General features: G+C 66.9%; 18 protein-coding genes and 1 tRNA gene. 11 read left to right on the top strand and 8 right to left on the bottom strand.

Annotated elements, in window-relative coordinates; genetic code table 11:
- Positions 1-21: 21 nt before the first annotated feature.
- The 5 genes from kasA to aceE form a co-directional block, all read right to left on the bottom strand.
- A complete protein-coding gene (gene kasA, locus Y900_RS22235) occupies positions 22-1,272 on the bottom strand; it encodes a 3-oxoacyl-ACP synthase KasA (RefSeq protein ID WP_036344575.1) in 1,251 nt (416 codons plus the stop codon).
- A complete protein-coding gene (acpM, locus tag Y900_RS22240) occupies positions 1,269-1,565 on the bottom strand; it encodes a meromycolate extension acyl carrier protein AcpM (protein WP_005144687.1) in 297 nt (98 codons plus the stop codon). The genes kasA and acpM overlap by 4 nt, the downstream gene beginning before the upstream one ends.
- Before the next feature lie 99 nt (positions 1,566-1,664).
- Positions 1,665-2,585: an ACP S-malonyltransferase gene (locus Y900_RS22245; RefSeq protein WP_081845198.1), complete on the bottom strand. Its 921-nt coding sequence runs from the start codon at positions 2,583-2,585 to the stop codon at positions 1,665-1,667.
- Positions 2,586-2,736: 151 nt separating this feature from the next.
- The gene (locus Y900_RS22250) at positions 2,737-4,020 is read right to left on the bottom strand and encodes a PucR family transcriptional regulator (RefSeq protein WP_036344577.1); all 1,284 of its coding nucleotides are present in this window, start codon (positions 4,018-4,020) and stop codon (positions 2,737-2,739) included.
- 56 nt (positions 4,021-4,076) lie between these two features.
- Positions 4,077-6,866, bottom strand: coding sequence for a pyruvate dehydrogenase (acetyl-transferring), homodimeric type (aceE, locus tag Y900_RS22255; protein WP_036344578.1), 2,790 nt, complete (start codon positions 6,864-6,866; stop codon positions 4,077-4,079).
- 148 nt (positions 6,867-7,014) lie between these two features.
- On the opposite strand from aceE, the gene Y900_RS22260 reads away from it, so the two are divergent.
- From Y900_RS22260 to Y900_RS22285, 6 genes are all read left to right on the top strand, one after another.
- Complete coding sequence (locus Y900_RS22260) at positions 7,015-7,584, top strand: Rv2240c family protein (protein WP_237752626.1); 570 nt, start codon at positions 7,015-7,017, stop codon at positions 7,582-7,584.
- 83 nt (positions 7,585-7,667) lie between these two features.
- Positions 7,668-8,096 carry a DUF3052 domain-containing protein gene (locus tag Y900_RS22265; RefSeq protein ID WP_036344580.1) on the top strand — a complete coding sequence of 143 codons (429 nt, stop codon included), beginning with the start codon at positions 7,668-7,670 and terminating at the stop codon, positions 8,094-8,096.
- A complete protein-coding gene (locus Y900_RS22270) occupies positions 8,093-8,551 on the top strand; it encodes a peroxiredoxin (protein ID WP_036344581.1) in 459 nt (152 codons plus the stop codon). The genes Y900_RS22265 and Y900_RS22270 overlap by 4 nt, the downstream gene beginning before the upstream one ends.
- Before the next feature lie 13 nt (positions 8,552-8,564).
- Positions 8,565-8,639 (top strand) — tRNA-Val (locus Y900_RS22275).
- 23 nt (positions 8,640-8,662) lie between these two features.
- Positions 8,663-9,043 carry a VOC family protein gene (locus Y900_RS22280; RefSeq protein WP_036347513.1) on the top strand — a complete coding sequence of 127 codons (381 nt, stop codon included), beginning with the start codon at positions 8,663-8,665 and terminating at the stop codon, positions 9,041-9,043.
- A gap of 61 nt (positions 9,044-9,104) precedes the next feature.
- Positions 9,105-9,704, top strand: a complete 600-nt coding sequence (locus tag Y900_RS22285; protein WP_036344583.1) for a hypothetical protein — start codon at positions 9,105-9,107, stop codon at positions 9,702-9,704.
- Here Y900_RS22285 and Y900_RS22290 read toward each other — a convergent pair.
- Complete coding sequence (locus Y900_RS22290; protein ID WP_036344584.1) at positions 9,701-10,381, bottom strand: FadR/GntR family transcriptional regulator; 681 nt, start codon at positions 10,379-10,381, stop codon at positions 9,701-9,703. The two genes, Y900_RS22285 and Y900_RS22290, sit on opposite strands and share 4 nt — an antisense overlap.
- A 67-nt stretch (positions 10,382-10,448) precedes the next feature.
- Between Y900_RS22290 and Y900_RS22295 the strand changes: the two genes are divergently transcribed.
- Both Y900_RS22295 and Y900_RS22300 read left to right on the top strand, forming a co-directional pair.
- A complete protein-coding gene (locus Y900_RS22295) occupies positions 10,449-11,648 on the top strand; it encodes a CynX/NimT family MFS transporter (RefSeq protein ID WP_051660451.1) in 1,200 nt (399 codons plus the stop codon).
- 38 nt (positions 11,649-11,686) lie between these two features.
- Positions 11,687-12,616 carry an NAD(P)H-dependent flavin oxidoreductase gene (locus tag Y900_RS22300; protein ID WP_036344586.1) on the top strand — a complete coding sequence of 310 codons (930 nt, stop codon included), beginning with the start codon at positions 11,687-11,689 and terminating at the stop codon, positions 12,614-12,616.
- Here Y900_RS22300 and Y900_RS22305 read toward each other — a convergent pair.
- Positions 12,603-13,706, bottom strand: coding sequence for an NAD(P)H-dependent amine dehydrogenase family protein (locus tag Y900_RS22305; protein WP_036344588.1), 1,104 nt, complete (start codon positions 13,704-13,706; stop codon positions 12,603-12,605). The two genes, Y900_RS22300 and Y900_RS22305, sit on opposite strands and share 14 nt — an antisense overlap.
- 115 nt (positions 13,707-13,821) lie before the next feature.
- On the opposite strand from Y900_RS22305, the gene Y900_RS22310 reads away from it, so the two are divergent.
- Genes Y900_RS22310 through Y900_RS22320 form a run of 3 tightly spaced genes read left to right on the top strand, consistent with a single transcriptional unit; the run spans position 13,822 to position 17,072 of the window.
- Positions 13,822-14,799 (top strand): LLM class flavin-dependent oxidoreductase, encoded by a 978-nt coding sequence (locus Y900_RS22310; protein WP_036347517.1) that lies wholly within the window; start codon positions 13,822-13,824, stop codon positions 14,797-14,799.
- Positions 14,796-15,863 (top strand): NAD(P)H-dependent amine dehydrogenase family protein, encoded by a 1,068-nt coding sequence (locus Y900_RS22315; protein ID WP_036344590.1) that lies wholly within the window; start codon positions 14,796-14,798, stop codon positions 15,861-15,863. The genes Y900_RS22310 and Y900_RS22315 overlap by 4 nt, the downstream gene beginning before the upstream one ends.
- A 12-nt stretch (positions 15,864-15,875) precedes the next feature.
- Positions 15,876-17,072 carry a cytochrome P450 gene (locus Y900_RS22320; RefSeq protein WP_036344591.1) on the top strand — a complete coding sequence of 399 codons (1,197 nt, stop codon included), beginning with the start codon at positions 15,876-15,878 and terminating at the stop codon, positions 17,070-17,072.
- A gap of 2 nt (positions 17,073-17,074) precedes the next feature.
- Here Y900_RS22320 and Y900_RS22325 read toward each other — a convergent pair whose 3' ends face one another.
- Entirely contained in the window at positions 17,075-18,304 is a 1,230-nt protein-coding gene (locus tag Y900_RS22325; protein ID WP_036344592.1) for a TetR/AcrR family transcriptional regulator, read from the bottom strand.
- Positions 18,305-18,406 lie beyond the last annotated feature (102 nt).

Consider the following 18,406-nt stretch of genomic DNA (forward strand, 5'->3'; position numbering starts at 1 on the left):
ATCCTTTCCCCCGGATCGGTGTCAGTACCGCCCGAAGGCGAGCGCGACGTTGTGCCCTCCGAATCCGAACGAGTTGTTGATCGCGTACTGGTAGTCGCCGTAACGCGGTTCTCCCGCAACGACATCCAGGTTGACCTCCGGATCCGGCGTTTCGTAGTTCAGCGTCGGTGGGATGACGCCGTCGCGCAGGCTCAGCACCGTGAGAGCCGATTCCAAGGCGCCGACGGCGCCGATGGAATGGCCGAGCGCTGACTTCGGCGCGTACACGGCGGCATGCTCGCATCCGGCGACCCGGATAGCAGTTGCCTCGGCGGTGTCACCGATCGGGGTTGCCGTTCCGTGTGCGTTGATGTGGTCGATGTCCTTGGGGGACAAGCCCGCCGTCTCCATCGCCCGCTTCATCGCAGCGCCTGCGCGCAGACCGTCTGGTGACGGAGCCACCATGTGGAAGGCATCCGAGGTGATGCCCGCACCCATGAGCCGGGCCAGCGGCTTGGCGCCACGGGCCTTGGCGTGCTCCTCGGTCTCGATGATCATCATGCAGCCGGCTTCGCCGAAGACGAACCCGTCGCGATCCTTGTCGAACGGGCGCGACGCACCTGCGGGATCGTCGTTGCGCGTCGACATGGCGCGCATCATCGAGAACGCAGCGATCGGCAGCGCTTCAATGGTGCCCTCGACACCGCCGACGACCGCGAAATCCGCGTCGCCCATGACGATCTGCCGCCACCCGTGGGCGATGGCCTCCGACCCGGATGAGCACGCCGACACCGGGGTGATGACCCCGGCGCGGGCGCCCAGTTCCAGGCCGGCGACCGCGGCCGCACCGTTCGGCATGACCATCTGAACGGCCAGCGGCGAGACCTTGCGGATCCCGCCCTCGTTCATCGCGTCATAGGTCTCGACGATCTTCTCGCCGCCACCCAGACCCGTGCCGATCACCACCGTGAAGCGGTCCGGGTCGACCTCGGGCTTACCCGAGTTCTCCCACAGCCGTCGGGATAGCACCAGAGACATGCGTTGCACGTAGGAATTGCGACGCAGTTCGACACGGGTGAGGTGGCTGTCCATGTCCTCGACGAGGTGGCCGCCGATACGGACCGGCAGGTCCCACTTGTCGACGAAGTCGTCGGTGAGCTCGCGAATACCGCTGTCGCCTGCCAACAAGCCCTTCCACGTGCTCTCGATATCCGTGGCGAGCGCCGTGGTGGCCTCGACGGCGGTCACGACAACGCTAGGGAAACCGCCGTTAGCAGTGGAAGGCCTGCTCATTCGCCCGCGAACTTCTCGCGCAGGGCGGCAGCAGCCTCCGGGTTCTCCTCTTCGAGCTTCTGGATGTAGGAGACGACGTCACCGACGGTGCGCAGACCGGCGAGGTCTTCGTCGGGGATCTTCACGCCGTACTTGTCCTCGGTCTGGACAGCGATCTCCACCATCGACAGCGAGTCGATGTCCAGGTCGTCGACGAACGACTTCTCCGGGGTGACCTCAGACGGCTCGATGCCGGTCACTTCTTCGATGATCTCGGCGAGACCGGCGATGATTTCATCCTGAGAGGCGGGCACAGTGGCTCCTTCGTAATCGGTTGTGCTACTTGGGTTCTTGATTTGTTTTGTTACTTCGTAACGGGCTTGCTATGTGGTTGTCCTGGTCGGCCGGGGCTTTTAGAGCTCGGTGAGTCCGTCCAGGTCTGCGGGGGTCTTGATCGCACGGTTGGCGACTCCCCGAAGTTCTCGTTTGGCGATTCCGGCCAGAGTGCCCGCGGGCGGGAACTCGACGATCGCTGAGCCCTCTGCGTTCTCAAAGAGCCGGCGCAGGGTGTCGGTGCACAGATCCCAGCGCACCGGGCGGGTGAGCTGCGCGACGAGCTTCTCCATCGCGTCTTGCGCAGACGCTACCGGCTGACCGTCGGCATTGCTGAGCAGCGTGGTGGTGGGCTCGTTGGTGGCGACCTCGGCGGCCGCGGCGGCGTAGCCGTCGAGCGCGGACGCCATGTAGCGGGTGTGGAACGCGCCTGCGGTGGCCAGCTGGCGTACGCGCGCCTTGGCCGGCGGATCCTCGGCCAGCTTCTCCAGTGCCGCGACGGCGCCGGCGGCCACGATCTGGCCTGCGGCGTTGCGGTTGGCGGGGATCAGGTCGAGCGCCTCCAGGCGGGCCAATACCTCGGCCTCGTCGCCGCCCAGGATCGCGGACATGCCGGTCGGTTCGACCGCGCAGGCCTTGGCCATCTCGGACCCGCGGACGGCGGCCAGCTTGACCGCGTCGTCGGGCGAGATGACGCCGGCGATCGCGTATGCCGCGATCTCGCCGACGGAGTGACCGGCGACGACGGTCGTGTGCTCGGCCAGCGTGCCGCGCTTGGCCAGCTCGGCGTTGGCAAGCAGGGTCGCCGCGACGACCAGCGGCTGGGTGACCGCGGTGTCGGTGATCTCGTCAGCAGTTGCGGTGGTGCCCAGGCGGGCAAGGTCGAGACCTGCGATGTCCGACCAGGTCTTGATCTGATCGGCCGCGCCGGGCAGCTCCAGCCAGGGCTCGAGCATGCCGGGGGTCTGCGAGCCCTGTCCGGGCGCCAGCAATGCGATCACGGGTTCATGAGGCACTCTTTAAGAGAACACTGTGAAACCGGATCTGCACGGTGTAAGAGAATATGAACCTCGTCTTAGGTTTTTGTGGAGGTCCCACAAAAGTGCATGTGATGCGACGTCCCCGATACCTCACCGCGATCTACTGCTCTTTTCAGACGTTGCCCGTACTTCCGACCAACGGCGCTGTGAGTTGTGCGACAGAACTGTTTGCCGTGGTGTTGGGGGGCGCAGGATAGCCCAGACGGCCCACTGTGGACGCCACCCGCAGGACGTACGCGTCGCGTGGCACGGTGGGATCGCGACCGGTGAAGTCGGCGATCCGCTTGAGTCGGTAGCGGACCGTGTTTGGATGAACGAACAATTTTCTGGCGCAAGCTTCGATCGCGCCGCCGCTGTCGAGGTAGGCGTCGAGGGTCTCCGACAGCGCCGGTCCGGCATCGGCAAGGGGCCGCATGATCTCGGTGTGCAGTGCTGCGACCGCCGAGGCGTCACCGAGAAGGGCTCGCTCAGGCAGCAATTCGCGCGCCAGCACCGGACGCGGCGCGCCGGTCCACCCGACGACGGCGTTCATCCCGGATATCGCCTCGCGGGCACTGTGGTAGGCCGCGGTGAGCATCGGGGCGGTCGGCCCGATCACCACTGGGCTGTCGGAGTAGGCGTTGATCAGGTCTTTGAAGAACTTGTCGGTGGGCCCGAGCGGACCGGAGATGATCCCGATCAGCCAGGTGCCGTGCACGTCGGCCAGCGCCGCCCGGTTGTGCCGTGCGGCGATCTCACGGACGTCTTCGCTGGCCAACTCCTCCCGTCCGGGCGGCGGGGTACCGACCACCACGGTCGCCGGCGCGGTGGTGTCCCAGTTCAGCGCAGCCGCCCGGGACAGCAGTTCCTGGCCGGTGTCACCGCGGACGACGGCGTCGACGACGCTCGCCTCCATCCGGCTGTCCCAGGACCCGCGAGCCTCGGCGGCGTCGGCGTAGGAGGCTGCCGCGGCGAATGCCAGGTCACGGCTGTAGCGCAGGATGCCGACCGCCAGCGCGGTGCGCTGCTCGTCGTTGCGGCCCAGCGCGGGGACTGCGACCTCGAAGTACTGCATGCTGACGCGAACCATGTCGACGGTTTGGGCCAGCGCGATCCGCCGGGTCAGGTCCTGCGGGACCAGGGCGAACGCGTCGGCGGTATAGCCCACATTGCTCAGCGGGTTGCGGATCCACTCGGCGAAGTTGACCACCGCGGTCTGTAGGACCAGCTGGACGCTGGCGCGCTGGGAGGCTTCCAGTTCGCCGAAGAACGGCAGGTGCTCGTGCATGGCCTGCACGGCCTGAGTGGCCAGCCTGCCGGAGTACTGCTTGAGCCGGCGCAGCGTTGAATCAGGCACGTTCTCCAGCAGCTCCAGGGCCGACGGCGGCAGGGGCTCCAGGAGCGGGTTGTCACTCACCCCTAAAAGCTACGCCGATTTTCTGGATGTTCCCACCAAATGCGGCCGGAGCCCGCCTACGCGCTGCCGGTGTCGACGAACGAGACCTCGGCGGCCATCACGTCGTCGATCCGGTACTCGCGCGCCGCGGCGATCGCGACCGACGGGTCGATCTCGCCGTCACGGGCCAGCGCCTCGAGCACCGCCACCACCACTGATTCGGCGTCGGTGTTGAAGTACCGGCGAGCGGCCGGCCGGGTGTCGGAGAAGCCGAACCCGTCGGTGCCCAGCGTGACGTAGGTGTTGGGCACCCACGGTCGGATCTGCTCCGGAACCGCTCGCATCCAGTCCGATACCGCGACAGCGGGGCCCGCGGTATCGGCCAGCGCCTGCGTCACGTACGGCGTCCGCGCCGTCCGGTCCGGGTGGCGAAGCAGCTCCTTCTCAACCGCGACACCATCGCGGTTGAGTTCACCCCAACTCGTCACCGACCAGACGTCGGCCGCGACATCCCAGCGCTCGGAGAGCATGTCGGCGGCTCGCAGCGCCTCGGGCATGGCGACCCCGGACGCCAGGATCTGCGCGACGTTGGATCTGGACTGTTGTGCTGCCCGGTACCGGTAGATGCCACGCAACAGGCCCTCGGGGTCGAAGTGCTCCGGCTCCGCAGGCTGGGCGTACGGCTCGTTGTAGATCGTCATGTAGAAGTAGACGTTCTCCGGGTCCTCGCCATACATCCTGGCCAGGCCGCTTTCCACGATGTAGGCGATCTCGTAGGCGAACGCCGGGTCGTAGGCCACCACCGCGGGGTTGGTCGAGGCCAGCAGCAGCGAGTGCCCGTCGGCGTGCTGCAGGCCTTCGCCGGTCAGCGTGGTGCGCCCGGCGGTCGCGCCGAGCACGAATCCGCGGGCCATCTGATCGGCGGCCGCCCACAGCCCGTCTCCGGTGCGCTGGAACCCGAACATCGAATAGAAGATGTAGATCGGGATCATCGGCTCGTTGTGGGTGGCATACGAGGTGCCGACAGCGGTGAACGACGCCGTCGAGCCCGCCTCGTTGATGCCCTCGTGCAGGATCTGACCGACTTCACTTTCCTTGTAGGCCAGCATCAGCTCGGCGTCGACGGCGGTGTACAGCTGGCCGTTGCGGTTGTAGATCTTCAGGCTCGGAAACCAGGAATCCATGCCGAAGGTGCGTGCCTCGTCGGGAATGATCGGGACGATTCGGTGCCCGATCTCCTTGTCCCGCAACAGTTCTTTGAACGTGCGCACGGTGGCCATGGTGGTCGCCACCTGCTGTTGGCCGGACCCCTTCTTCAGGGCCTTGTACACGTCGCGCGGCGGCAGGGTCAGCACCTTGGCCTTGGTGCGGCGTTCGGGCAGAAAACCGCCCAGCGCGCGGCGCCGGTCGATGAGGTAGCGGATCTCCGGCGCCTCGGGGCCGGGGTGGTAGTACGGCGGCAGGTAGGGATTCTCTTCGAGCTGCTCGTCCGACACCGGAATGCGGATGGCGTCGCGGAAGTCCCGAAGATCTTGCAGTGCAAGCTTTTTCATCTGGTGGGTGGCGTTGCGGCCCTGGAAGTGGGCGCCCAGTGAGTACCCCTTGATGGTCTTGGCCAGGATCACGGTGGGCTGGCCCTTGTGCTCCATCGCCGCGCGATAGGCGGCGTAGACCTTGCGGTAGTCGTGGCCGCCGCGCTTGAGGTTCCAGATCTCGCTGTCGCTCATGTCGGCCACCAGTGCCTTGGTCCGTGGGTCGCGGCCGAAGAAGTGGTCGCGCACGTAGGCGCCGTCGTTGGCCTTGTAGGTCTGGTAGTCGCCGTCGGGCGTGGTGTTCATCAGGTTGACCAGCGCACCGTCCTTGTCGGCGTGCAGCAGCGCATCCCACTCGCGGCCCCACACCACCTTGATGACGTTCCAGCCGGCGCCGCGGAAGAAGGACTCCAACTCCTGGATGATCTTGCCGTTGCCGCGCACCGGTCCGTCGAGGCGCTGCAGGTTGCAGTTCACCACGAAGGTCAGATTGTCCAGACCCTCGTTGGCGGCGACCTGGATCAGACCGCGACTCTCCGGTTCGTCCATCTCGCCGTCGCCGAGGAACGCCCATACGTGCTGATCGGAGGTGTCCTTGATGCCGCGGTCGGCCAGGTAGTGGTTGAACCGCGCCTGATAGATGGCGTTCATCGGGCCCAGGCCCATCGACACCGTCGGGAACTCCCAGAAGTCGGGCATGAGCCGCGGGTGCGGGTAGGACGGCAAACCGCCGCCGGGGTGGCTGTGTTCCTGGCGGAAGCCATCGAGTTGATCCGCGCTGAGTCGTCCTTCCAGGAACGCACGCGCGTAAATACCCGGAGACGCGTGGCCCTGGATGAAGATCTGATCGCCGCCGCCCGGATGGGCCTTGCCGCGGAAGAAGTGGTTGAAGCCGACCTCGTAGAGCGCGGCCGACGAGGCATAGGTGGAGATGTGCCCGCCCACGCCGACGCCGGGGCGCTGAGCGCGGTGCACCATGATCGCAGCGTTCCACCGGATCCAGGCACGGTAGCGGCGCTCGACGTCCTCGTCGCCGGGGAACCAGGGCTCCAGCTCGGTGGGAATGGTGTTGACGTAGTCGGTTGAGGTCAACGCGGGGATGGCGACCCGCTGCTCACCGGCGCGCTCGAGCAATCGCAGCATCAGGTAGCGCGCGCGGGCCGGGCCCGAACGGGCCAGCAGGTCGTCGAACGACTCCAGCCATTCCGAGGTCTCCTCGGCGTCGATATCGGGCAGATACGACGCGACGCCTTCGCGGATCACCCGTACTCGATCGGAATCGCTTGGGCTGCTTGAGTTTTGGGCCAGATCGTGGCGCGCGAACTCGGTGGTCAACTTCAGCTCCTTAGTAGCTGGCACAGGTTTTGCACCCTCTACCTCCTATCGTGCCGCAATCGGGGCAGTACCGACGAGTAGTCAACCCAGGGGTTGGTGAATTCTTCGCAGCGCGCCGGGGGGAGCTCGTACCCGGTAACCTGCCGGGGTGCTGATCAGACATGCGCGCGAGCTCCGGATCGGCGGGCTGCTGGTCGGCAGTGCGGCGGCGGTGTTGGCCGGCGTGGTGGGCTGCACCAGCGTGACCGGCGGTCAGCCGTCGGCCAACGGGCGCGACGCCCCGGCCTTCCGGACCTCGATGTCGGTGTCGGTGTCGGAGTCGGCCGCCTCGTCCAGCGCACGCGAATCCGAACGGCAGGCCTCGCTGACCACCCAGGCCATGCACGACACCTGCGAGACGCTGTCCACCTCCAGCGCCGACGCGATCGACGCGGTCAACGCCTACGTGAGCGCCTTCAACCAGGCCACTCCTGATATCGCCGCGACCGAAGGCCCGGCGGTCGACGCGCTGAACAAGAGCGCCGAGGCCGTCGCCGCCAGCATCACCGACGCGATCCCGGCTGACCTGAAAACCGCGTTCACGGAGTGGGTCGACGGCGCGCACTCCACAGCCAGTGCAATCACCGGACACGCAGGTCCGGCAGAGTTCAACAAGACCATTCAGGACCTCAACGACACGAGGTCGAACGCGTTGAGCTTGTGCGACGCGACGTACTGATTCCGACCGCACGGCGAGTAATCGTCGTCGTCGTGCGACGATAGGCCTTAGACAGCCGACCCTGATTCAAGGAGGTTCCGACGGTGGTCGCGGAGGGTGGCCCCCCGAGCTACGCCCAGAAGCTGGGTATCCAAAAAAATCAGGTCGTGCAGGAGCTGGGCTGGGACGAGGACACCGACGACGACATCAGGGTCGACGTCGAGGACGCCAGCGGCGGGGAACTGCTCGACGAGGATGCCGACGAGGTGGTCGATGTGGTCCTGCTGTGGTGGCGGGACGGCGACGGTGACCTGGTGGACCGGCTGATGGATGCGATCGCACCGTTGGCCGACGACGGCATCATCTGGGTGGTGACACCCAAGACCGGCAAGCCCGGCCACGTTCAGCCCGCCGAGATCGCCGAGTCGGCGCCCACCGCGGGATTGATGCAGACCAGCTCGGCCAATCTGGGGGACTGGATCGCCAGCCGGCTGGTGCAGCCGAAGTCGAAGGCGGCCGGGAGGCACTCGTGACAGCTGGGGTCGGATCCGATGCCCCTGACTTCACGCTCAAAGACCAGAACGGTCAGCCCGTCACGCTCAGTGACTTCCGCGGCGCGAAGAACGTGCTGCTGGTGTTCTTCCCGTTGGCGTTCACCGGCATCTGCCAGGGTGAGCTCGACTACGTTCGCGACCATCTGGACGAGTTCGCCAACGACGACACCGCCACGCTGACGATCTCGGTCGGGCCGCCGCCAACCCACAAGGTCTGGGCCACCCAGAGCACGTTCTCCTTCCCGGTGCTCTCCGACTTCTGGCCGCACGGTGCGGTGGCGCAGGCGTACGGGGTGTTCAACGCCGACGCCGGCATTGCCAATCGGGGCACCTTTGCGATCGACCGCGGCGGCGTCATCCGGTTCGCCGACTGCAAAGAGCCGGGCGAGGCGCGCGATCCATCGGTTTGGACGCAGGCGCTGGCCGCCGTGTAACCTGCCCGGGCACGGGCGCGTAGCTCAGTGGTAGAGCTCTGGTTTTACACACCAGCGGTCGGCGGTTCGATACCGTCCGCGCCCACCAAGTTTTTCCGTAGCATCCGCATCATGCGGCTCGACCATGTTGTCTTGTGGACCGAAGACATCACCAAGGCCATGGATTTCTACTCGCGTGTCGTCGGACTGGAGCCGGTGCGCTTCGATGAGTTCCGCACCGGCGAGGCGCCCTTCCCAAGTGTGCGGGTCTCGGCCGACTCGATCATCGACCTGTCGCCGGACAAGGGCGGTACCCAACACCGCGTCAACCACGTGTGCCTGGCGATGACCAAAGCTGAGTACGACGCCCTTGACCAACGCCTGCAGGCGGAAGGGATCGACACCGGTGACCGGCTGGCGCCGACGTTCGGTGCCCGCGGCTGGGGACCGGAAGGCATGTACTTCCCCGACCCGGACGGCAACGTCATCGAGGCCCGCTATTACGACGACTAGGTGTTCAGGACACCGAAGTTCGTGCGTATACGGTTGCGGTCTAGGAAAGGAGAGCGGACGCATGTGGATTGCTCCAAGGAGTACCGCCGTTGCCGGCGCGGTTGTGGCGCTGGTGGCGTTGTCGGCGGGCTGTAGCAGCAACTCGAGTTCGCCGCCGCACACCTCGGGCTCATCCACGTCGGCGAGAAGCAGTGTCGTAGCGCCGAATCCGGGACAGCCCGTTGATTACACGAAACTCTTGATCAAGCCGACCGACATCGAGGCGCCGATGACGTTTACTGCCGCGCCGCCTGTTTCGAACCCGGATGGCCGGCCCGGCGCTGCGATTACGTTCAGCGGGCCAGAGAATTCCCGGGTCATCACCGACACCGTCTTGGTCTTCGCGGATCCCGCCGCCGCGGCCAACGCTCTCGACTCTGCCAAGAAGGCCCTCGGCAGCACGGTGAACGGGACGCCCAAACCTGTGGACATCGGCACTGGAGGTACGAAAGTCGAGGGGAATTCACCCGACAAGTCCAAGGGGAAGACGGTGTTGCTCTTCACGGAGGGGAGAGCATTCGTCACGATCGACTTCGACGCGCCCGCCGAGTTGTTCCCGCCCCCGGAATTCGTCACTCAGCTGGGGCAAAAACAAGCTGCCGCCGTCAAGAACGGCCTCTAGCGGTCCGAAATGCCTTGGGCTGGAAGCTCACCGATGAGTTCGTCGAGGAAGTGCCCGGCTTCGGTTCCGGCCCGATCGGCGTCCTGCTCGGCAATGGCCTCGATCAGTGCGGCGTGGCCGACATCCGGGTCCATCGCGCTGGTGATGGCAACACTTTCGGTGACTGCTTCGGTCAGTCCCCGGTACAACTCGATGAGCACCGCGTTGTGTGATGCGCGGACGACCGCGAAATGCAACTGCGCGTCGGCCCGGGAGAATTCGGCCCGGTCGGCGCCGCCGTGCAGAGCGTCACGGCGGGCGAGCAATTCCTCGAGCTCGGCGAGGTCGTCCTTGGTGCGGGCAGCGGCGGCCAGTCGCGCCCCCTCGACCTCGAGGCACCGGCGCACCTGCAGTACCTCACGCAGTTTCGACCCGTACATCCGGCTCAGGGCGCCGGAGATCTCGCTGGTGGCCCGTACGTAGGTCCCGTCGCCCCGGCGGACTTCGAGGATGCCGCTATGGGCCAGCGCACGGACTGCTTCCCGCACGGTATTGCGCCCGACGCCGAGCGCCGTCGCCAAGTTCGGCTCGGTGGGGATCCGCGTTCCGACCGGCCATTCACCGGTGGTGATCGACTGCCGCAGCTGGTCGATGGCATGGTCGACCAGTCCGGCGGGGCGCGCGGCGGCTAACGGCATCAAAACCCTTTTCATCCGATCATGGGATGTATGACACGATAGCGCGGTGAGCCGCTACGAGCACGACCTGAGCCTCGAACTGGACGGCGCTTGCGAAGTGCCTCCCGTCGGGCGGGTCGTCGGCGGCGCGGTCCTGATCGTCGCGGTCGTCCTCACCGCGCTCAATCTGCGCCCCGCGGTCACCAGCATCGGGCCGGTGCTCGGCGACATGCAGCGCGCCCTCGGTGCGTCCGCGGTCTGGGCCGGCGTGCTGACCACACTGCCCGGATTGTGCTTTGCCGGAGCGGGATTGGCGTCCGCGGCGCTGTCTCGCCGGTTCGGCCTCGGCCGATCTATCAGCCTGGCCCTGGCCACGCTGATCGTCGGACTGCTGGTCCGCGTGCTCGACGGGCCGTACGTGGTGATCGGCGGAACCCTGGTCGCGACCGCGGGCATCGCCGTCATCAATGTGCTGATCCCGGTGGTGATCAAGACGTCGTTCCCCGCCCGGCTCGGGCTGATGACCGGCATCTACACCGCGGCCCTGCAGGGCGGCGGCGCGCTGGGCTCGGCCGTCACCCCACCGCTGGAGAACATCTCCGGCGGATGGCGCCCGGCGTTGGGCGCGTGGGCCGTGCTGGCCGTCGTGGCGTTGGTGGTGTGGCTGATCGCCGCGCGCCGGGTCGAGAGTCCCGCCGACTCCACCGATTCCGGCGGCCGCCGGTCCCTGATCCGGAATCCCTTGGCCTGGACCGTGACGCTGTTCTTCGGAACGCAATCGCTACTGGCCTACATCATGATGGGCTGGTTGCCCGAAGTGTTCATCGACAGTGGGGTGAGCAAGTCCTCGGCGGGTCTGCTGGTCGGGCTGCTCTCGGTGATCGCCGTGCCGATCAGCCTCGTCCTGGCGCCGATGGCGGCGCGTGCCACCCACCAGAGCGGCTGGATCGCCGGGCTCGGGGCGTGTGGTTTTGCCGGTGTCATCGGGATGTTGATCGCTCCTGACTTCAGTCCGCTGCTGTGGAGCGTGCTGATCGGCATCGGCATGAGCGTGTTCTCGTTGGCCCTGACCGTGATTGGATTGCGCGCGCGTACCCCAGAGGACACCGTGGCGCTGTCGTCGATGGCGCAGGGCTTCGGCTATCTGCTGGCCGGAATCGGCCCCTTCCTGTTCGGCACGCTCCATGATCTGACCGGTGGCTGGACGGTGCCGTGGATCATGGTGCTCGGTGTGTATGTGGTGCAGATGGTCATGGGTGTGCTGGCCGGTCGCAACCGCTACGTCTGAGGAGATGCGCAGTGCTGTCGACGGACTGGTCCCACGCGATGGGAATCGACGTGCCGATCGTCAACGCCCCGATGGGTGGCGCCGCCGGTGGCGCCCTGGCGGCGGCGGTGTCCACCGCCGGCGGCCTCGGCATGATCGGGATGGGAAGCTCGGCGACCGCCGAGAAGCTCGCGGCGGAACTACCGCATGTGTCGAACATCAACCGGCCCTTCGGCATTGGCTTGGTCGACTGGGTGACGGCCGGCCAGCCGGACCTGCTCGACACCGCGCTGGCCGCCCGCCCTTCGCTGCTGTGCATCAGCTTCGGTGACCGGTGGGAGTGGGTGAGCCGTGCGCATGAGGTCGGCGTGCTCGCCGCAACCCAGGTTCCCGACCTGCTCACCGCGCAGCGCGCCGCCGATGCGGGCGTCGACGTGGTGATCGCCCGCGGTAGCGAGGGCGGCGGACATGGCCGGCCCCTCGTCGGCGCGTTGCCATTGCTCACCGAACTTCTCGACCACCTCACGGTTCCGGTGCTGGCGGCCGGCGGGATCTCGTCGGGCCGCGGGGTGGCTGCGGTGCTGGCAGCTGGTGCGTCGGCGGCCTGGCTCGGGACCGCCTTCACGGCGTGCACCGAGTCGCTGCTGTCCGACGCGACGCGTGCCCAGCTGTTGGCAGCCGACGGAACCGACACCGTCACCACCCGTGTTTTCGACGTCGCGCTGGGCTACGCGTGGCCGCCTTCGCTTCCAGAACGGGTGTTGCGCAACGCCTTCAGCGATCGGTGGGACGGCGACGAAGGCTCACTCGGCGCCGAAGCGGCCGCGGAACTGGCCCAGGCCATCGCTGCCGAGGACTTCACCCGGTCGCCGATCAATGCCGGCCAGGGAGTCGGGGCGCTGACCGCGGTCCGGACTGCCGCCGACGTGATCGGCCAGCTCGGTAGCGAAGCGGCCGAGTTGCTGTCGCGCTGGGCTATGCCGGATTGAACGCCTGGCGGGGGATGGTCAGCGGCAGATCGACCGAGCTGACCAGACCCGGCTCCGCCTCGACGACATAGGGGATGGCGTTGACCACCCGCATCGCGGTGGCCACCATTGCGCCGGCTCCCGAGGTCATCGATTCGATACCGGCCTTCTTGCGGTCCCGCAGTGTCACGTCGAACGTGCAGTCGATGTCCGGCGTTCCGGTGATCACCACGCGATAGCCCAGCGCGTTCGGCAGTGTCGGCCAGTTCGGCGCGACGTCGGGAGCCAGCCGCGTGACATGCTCGATGACGATCGCGTCTCTGCCGTCGACAATGCCGATCGCCTGCATACGCAGCGCGCCGCAGGTACCCGCCTCGACGGTGCCCATGGCCACCTCCAGCGTCCGCTCCGTCACCGCGCGGTCGAATGTCTCACGCACCGAATGCAATTCAACGCCGAGCGCGTCGGCGACCATGCGGAGCTGGCCGTGCCATTCGCCCGCGATCGCGCCGGGGAAACTGATCCACGGTTGATACTCCAGCGGCCTGCCGAAGCCCAGCGCATCGCTCATGATGTCCGGCACGCCGTAGTCGTCGTACAGCCCGATCTCGTAGGAATGGATCTTCTCGATCCGCGATGACTGGGTCGAGAGCACGAGCGGAAGGTAGTCGGCGGCGAAGCCGGGCTCGATGCCGGACGCGTAGAGCGTCACCTGACCCTGCTTGGCCGCGGCGGCGATCTGGTCGCGCCATTCGGCCGGCTCGTAGGCGTGCGGGTTGACCAGCCGGGTGGTGCTGGTCGTGACGACATTGATGCCCGCGCCGAGCAGCTTCACGTAATCAGGGATCGCCAACGCGTCACGCTCCGGCCCGCTGGCGGCATACACGACACAGTCCGGCTTGAGCGCGATCAACGCGTCGGCGTCGGTGGTGACCGCCAGGCCGATCGGCTCGCCGTTGGCCAGCTCGCCGGCATCGCGACCGTCCTTCTCCGCGGAGTGGACCCAGACGCCGACCAGGTCGAGGTTGGGGCGCTCCTGAATGGCGCGGATCGCGATAGACCCGATACCGCCGGTGGACCACACGACCACCCGGTAGCTGCCACCAGCCATGACTGCCTCCAAAACCTAACCTTTGATCCGGAACGTAACAGTCGCTCGTCGGCATGGTCAAGGAACCGGGCAAAGCGAAGCAGGAAGGAACAAAGTTTAGGTTATGGTGGCCCTGATGTTCACGTTGCGGTTCGACATGCGCGCACCGGCGGGCTCGGCACCGACGGCCGATCTCTATGCGGCCGCGGTCGACATGTGCGAGTGGGCCGAAGACCGCGGGGCCGTCATCGCCGTGCTGTCCGAACATCACGGCACCGACGACGGCCATCTACCGGCGCCGCAGCTGCTGGCTGCGGCAATCGCCGCGCGGACCAAGCACCTGGCGATCCTGCTGGCCGCGGTCCCCATCACCTTCTGGGATCCGGTCCGTCTGGCCGAAGAGATCAGCGTTCTGGACATCATCAGTAAGGGCCGGGTCTCCTACGCGCTCGGCATCGGGCACCGGGTCGAGGAGTACGAGCACTTCGGCATCGATCCGCACGGCCGCGGAAAGCGCGCTGATGAGTTACTCGATCTGCTGCGCAGACTGCTGCGCGGGGCGCCGGTCGACCACGACGGTCGACGGGTCCGGGTGATGCCGTCGCCATTCACACCCGACGGTCCGAGCCTGGTGATCGCCGGTGGCAGCACGGCCGCGGCCCGTCGCGCGGCCCGACACGGTCTGGGTCTCATCTCTCAGGTCGCCTCACCGGATCTCCGTGCGCTCTACGAAACCGAATGCCGGGCCAACGGATTCGAGCCCGGCATGGCGCAGTTCCCGGTCGACGGTGTCCCGACAACGGTCTTCGTTGCCGACGACCTCGACGCCGCGTGGCAGGAACTCGGCCCGTATCTCCTCCACGACGCGGTGACCGCGGCGTCCTATCGGCACGACGACTCGGTGGCCAGCATCTCCCGCGCGTCGACGGTGCCCGAACTGCGCGACGCCGATGGTCCCTACCGGATCTTCACCACCGACGAGGCGACCGAATACATCCGCGGCGGCAGGCCGCTGCCGCTGCTGCCGTTGTGCGGTGGCCTGCCACCGGACACGGCGTGGCGATATCTCGACCAGGCCGTCACCGCGAGCCGCAACGCCCGGGAGAAGCCATGACACTGCGAGTCGTTGTCTGGGCGACGGGCGGTGTCGGGTCGATCGCCATCGACGCGATCCGGGGCCGGTCCGATCTGGAGCTGGTCGGGGTGTGGGTGCACTCCGCGGCGAAGGTCGGCAAGGACGCGGGGGAGTTGGCCGGCGGCGATCCGATCGGTGTCGCGGCGACCAACGACGCCGCCGAACTGATTGCGCTACAGCCTGATTGCGTTGTATACGCCGCAAGCGGACCGGATCGCGACGCGGGCGCGATACCGCACTATCTGATGCTGCTCGAGGCGGGGATCAATGTGGTGTCGACATCGTCAACCAGCCTGGTGTACCCGCCGGCCTACTACTCGCCCGCGTGGCGCGGTCAGCTGGAACGGGCCGCCGGCGCGGGAGATGCCTCGTTCTACGCATCAGGAATCTTTCCGGGATTCGGATCCGATCAGCTCGCGCTGCTGCTGTCGACGCAATCCAAGACGATCCGCACGGTGACAGTCACCGAGGTCGCGCTCAACGACCACTATCCCGTCGCCGACGTGATGATGAACGGGATGGGCTTCGGCCGCCCTCTCTCGTTCGAGCCGCTTCTGCAGACCCCTGGCTTCATCGAGATGGCCTGGCGGGCACCGATTCACCTCATCGCCGCCGGACTGGGTGTCGAGATCGAAGAAGTACGGGGAACTCTCGACCGCCGTCTCACCGACCGCGGCATCGAGGTGGCCTTCGGGACCATCACGGCAGGCACGTGCGGCGCGGTGAGAACGCGGGCGGCGGGCGTGGTCAACGGTCGCGAAGCCATCGTCGTGGAGCACATCATCCGGATGGCGCGTGGCGTCGCTCCCGACTGGCCGTCATCGGAATTCGACGCCGACTACCGCGTCGACATCGAGGGTGACCCGGACATCCACTGCGCCATGAACGTCGGGGCCGCCGAAGGACATCGCGCCGGCCACGCCGCGATGACCGCCACCGCGATGCGGGTCGTCAACGCGGTTCCCTACGTCGTGGCGGCGCCGGCCGGCCTGCTCAGCTCTCTCGACCTGCCCACCACCCTGCCGCGCAATGCGATCGACTGAGAGGAGCGACGAATGACCGGCGCCAGTGCCGTGGACCTGTACTACGACCCGTTCGACTTCGCGATCGACGATGACCCGTACCCGATCTGGAAGCGGATGCGCGACGAAGCGCCGCTCTATGTCAACGAGAAGTACAACTTCTATGCGTTGAGCCGGTACGACGACGTCAGCCGGGAACTGCACAACTGGGCGACCTACCGGTCGGGACGCGGCACCACGATCGACGTCATCATGAGCGGTCTCGAGGTGCCGCCTGGTGTCATTTTGTTCGAGGATCCGCCGCTGCACGATCTGCACCGGCGATTGCTGTCGAAGGTGTTCACGCCGCGGCGGATGGAAGCGATCGAAGACCGGGTGCGGGGATTCTGCGTGCGGGCCCTGGATGCGCTGGCCGGCGCCGAGCGTTTCGACGTGATCGCGGACTTCGGTGCTCTGATCCCGATGCGGACGATCGGCTACCTGCTGGGCATCCCCGAAGAAGGCCAGCAACACATCCGGGACAGCACGAACGCCGAAATCGGCCTGAAAGACGGCGCGTTTCAATCGGTGTCGGCCAGCGCGTTCGAGAACGCATACCAACTGTTCGCCGACTACATCGAGTGGCGGGCCGAGCACCCCTCCGACGATCTGATGACCCAGCTGCTCAACGCGGAGGTGGAAGAGGACGGTCAGCTGCGACCACTGACCCGTCTGGAGGTGCTGACCTACACCAGCATGATCGCCGGCGCCGGCAACGAGACCACCACGCGCCTGATCGGTTTCATCGCCCAACTGCTGGCACAGCACCCCGATCAGCGCCGCGAACTGGTGGCGGACCACTCCCTGATCCCCGGGGCGATCGACGAGGTGCTGCGCTACCAGGCGCCGTCACCGGTGCAAGCCCGCTACGTCGCTTGCGACACCGAACAGCACGGCCAGCGCATTCCCGAAGGATCGATCATGTTGCTGCTCAACGGCTCGGCCAACCGAGACGAGCGGCACTATCCCCGCGGCGAGGAGTTCGACATCCACCGCACCGGCGCCCACCTCTCCTTCGGGCAGGGGTTGCACTTCTGCCTCGGCTCGTCGCTGGCGCGGATGCAGGCCCGGGTCGCGCTCGAGGAGATGCTCAGGCGCTGGCCGCAGTGGGATGTCGACCTCGAGAACGCCGCGATGGCGCACACCTCCAGCGTTCGGGGCTGGGGCACGCTGCCGATGATCGTCGGCTGATCTCAGTCGCTGCGCGTCGCGACGCCGCGCAGCGAGGTGTCGCGGATGTGGATCAGTGCCGCTCGCGTCCCGGTGTCACGCAGGATGTTCTCCGGGATCCAGCCGAGGCCGATCACGGCCCGCGCGAGCATCTCGGTCGACGGACCGTCGATCGTGAGCTCGCCGGAGTTGATCCCCTCGGCGAGAAGCGTTTCCATCTGACCGACCCGCGTCGAGAACAACCAGCCGGGATCCCGGGTGTCCGGCGGTGACTGCCGCATCCACGCCAACTGGATGCGGAACTCGTCGCCGAACCGGTCCAGCACGTTGGTGTGGATCCAGGACACGGCGTCGAGCTTCTCCAGCGGTGACGAGTCCGAGCCCAGGACGCCGGTCCACCCCGGCTCCATCTTCTCGCCGAACGCCCGCATGATGTCGGTCAGCAGGTGATCTTTGGACCCGATCAGCCGGTACACCGTTCCGGTTCCCATGCCCGCCGCGGCGGCGATGTCCCGGATCGACGTGAATTCATAGCCCTTGCGGCCGAACTCGGCCCGGGCGACCGCCCGGACGCGGGCGGCGTCGTCTTCCGGGCCGTCAGCTGTCTGCCAGGACCGCACCACCTCGTCGGCGGCGCGGAATGCGGCCGATGCGTCGAGCTCGGCATCGCTGACCGCACGAGTGGCAAGGCCTTGCAGCATGATCGTGCACAGCAGCGCGGCGACCTTGTCGGGTCCGGCGTCATTTCGGATGACGTCGAGGCCGACGTGCAGCATGGTCTGGACGAAGCGGTCGGCGAGGATCGCGATGTCGACGTGCGATCCGATGTGACCGCTCCAGCGGGCGGCCCGCAGCGTCTGCAGGGTGGCCTGCAAGGTCGCAGAGGGACGCTGCCGGGCGAGGGCCGTCAGATCCGGGTCGTCGGACGGGAACTCGTAGAACGTCATCTGCAACGCCGCCCGGTGGGTCACCGCGCACTGGGCAATCGCCGAACCGAGCTCGACCAGACGGTCGAATGCCGATGTCGATCCGGCGTCGTCGAGCCGCTGCTCAGCCTGCCGGGCGATCTCATCGAGGTCGTCGTGATAACGCCGCAGCAACTCGACGAAGATCGCTTCTTTCGATTCGAAGTGGTGGTAGAGGCTTCCGGGCAGAATGCCTGCGGCGTCGGCGATCTCCTGCAGCGACGTCCGCAGTCCCGAGGTGGCGATCAGTGCGGCGGCGGACTGAAGTATGTCGCTACGCCTGCTCACGGCACCTCCAACCCGGACCGGATGTTTGGTAACGGTAGCAGAAGTGCGTGGCCCGGCATCGTTGACGAGGGGTTTGCGGCTGGGTACTGTCTGAACAAAAGT

It is taken from the genome of Mycolicibacterium aromaticivorans JS19b1 = JCM 16368 (assembly GCF_000559085.1).
Classification (GTDB): domain Bacteria; phylum Actinomycetota; class Actinomycetes; order Mycobacteriales; family Mycobacteriaceae; genus Mycobacterium; species Mycobacterium aromaticivorans.

What these genes read in the sequence shown, in the direction of transcription:
- Y900_RS22320 (WP_036344591.1), top strand. Translation starts at nt 15,876, where the DNA reads ATGACCGGCGCCAGTGCCGTGGACCTGTACTACGACCCGTTCGACTTC.
- Y900_RS22280 (WP_036347513.1), top strand. Translation starts at nt 8,663, where the DNA reads ATGCGGCTCGACCATGTTGTCTTGTGGACCGAAGACATCACCAAGGCC.
- Y900_RS22300 (WP_036344586.1), top strand. Translation starts at nt 11,687, where the DNA reads ATGGGAATCGACGTGCCGATCGTCAACGCCCCGATGGGTGGCGCCGCC.
- kasA (WP_036344575.1), bottom strand. Translation starts at nt 1,272, where the DNA reads ATGAGCAGGCCTTCCACTGCTAACGGCGGTTTCCCTAGCGTTGTCGTG.
- Y900_RS22285 (WP_036344583.1), top strand. Translation starts at nt 9,105, where the DNA reads ATGTGGATTGCTCCAAGGAGTACCGCCGTTGCCGGCGCGGTTGTGGCG.
- Y900_RS22310 (WP_036347517.1), top strand. Translation starts at nt 13,822, where the DNA reads ATGTTCACGTTGCGGTTCGACATGCGCGCACCGGCGGGCTCGGCACCG.
- Y900_RS22315 (WP_036344590.1), top strand. Translation starts at nt 14,796, where the DNA reads ATGACACTGCGAGTCGTTGTCTGGGCGACGGGCGGTGTCGGGTCGATC.
- Y900_RS22305 (WP_036344588.1), bottom strand. Translation starts at nt 13,706, where the DNA reads ATGGCTGGTGGCAGCTACCGGGTGGTCGTGTGGTCCACCGGCGGTATC.
- Y900_RS22290 (WP_036344584.1), bottom strand. Translation starts at nt 10,381, where the DNA reads ATGCCGTTAGCCGCCGCGCGCCCCGCCGGACTGGTCGACCATGCCATC.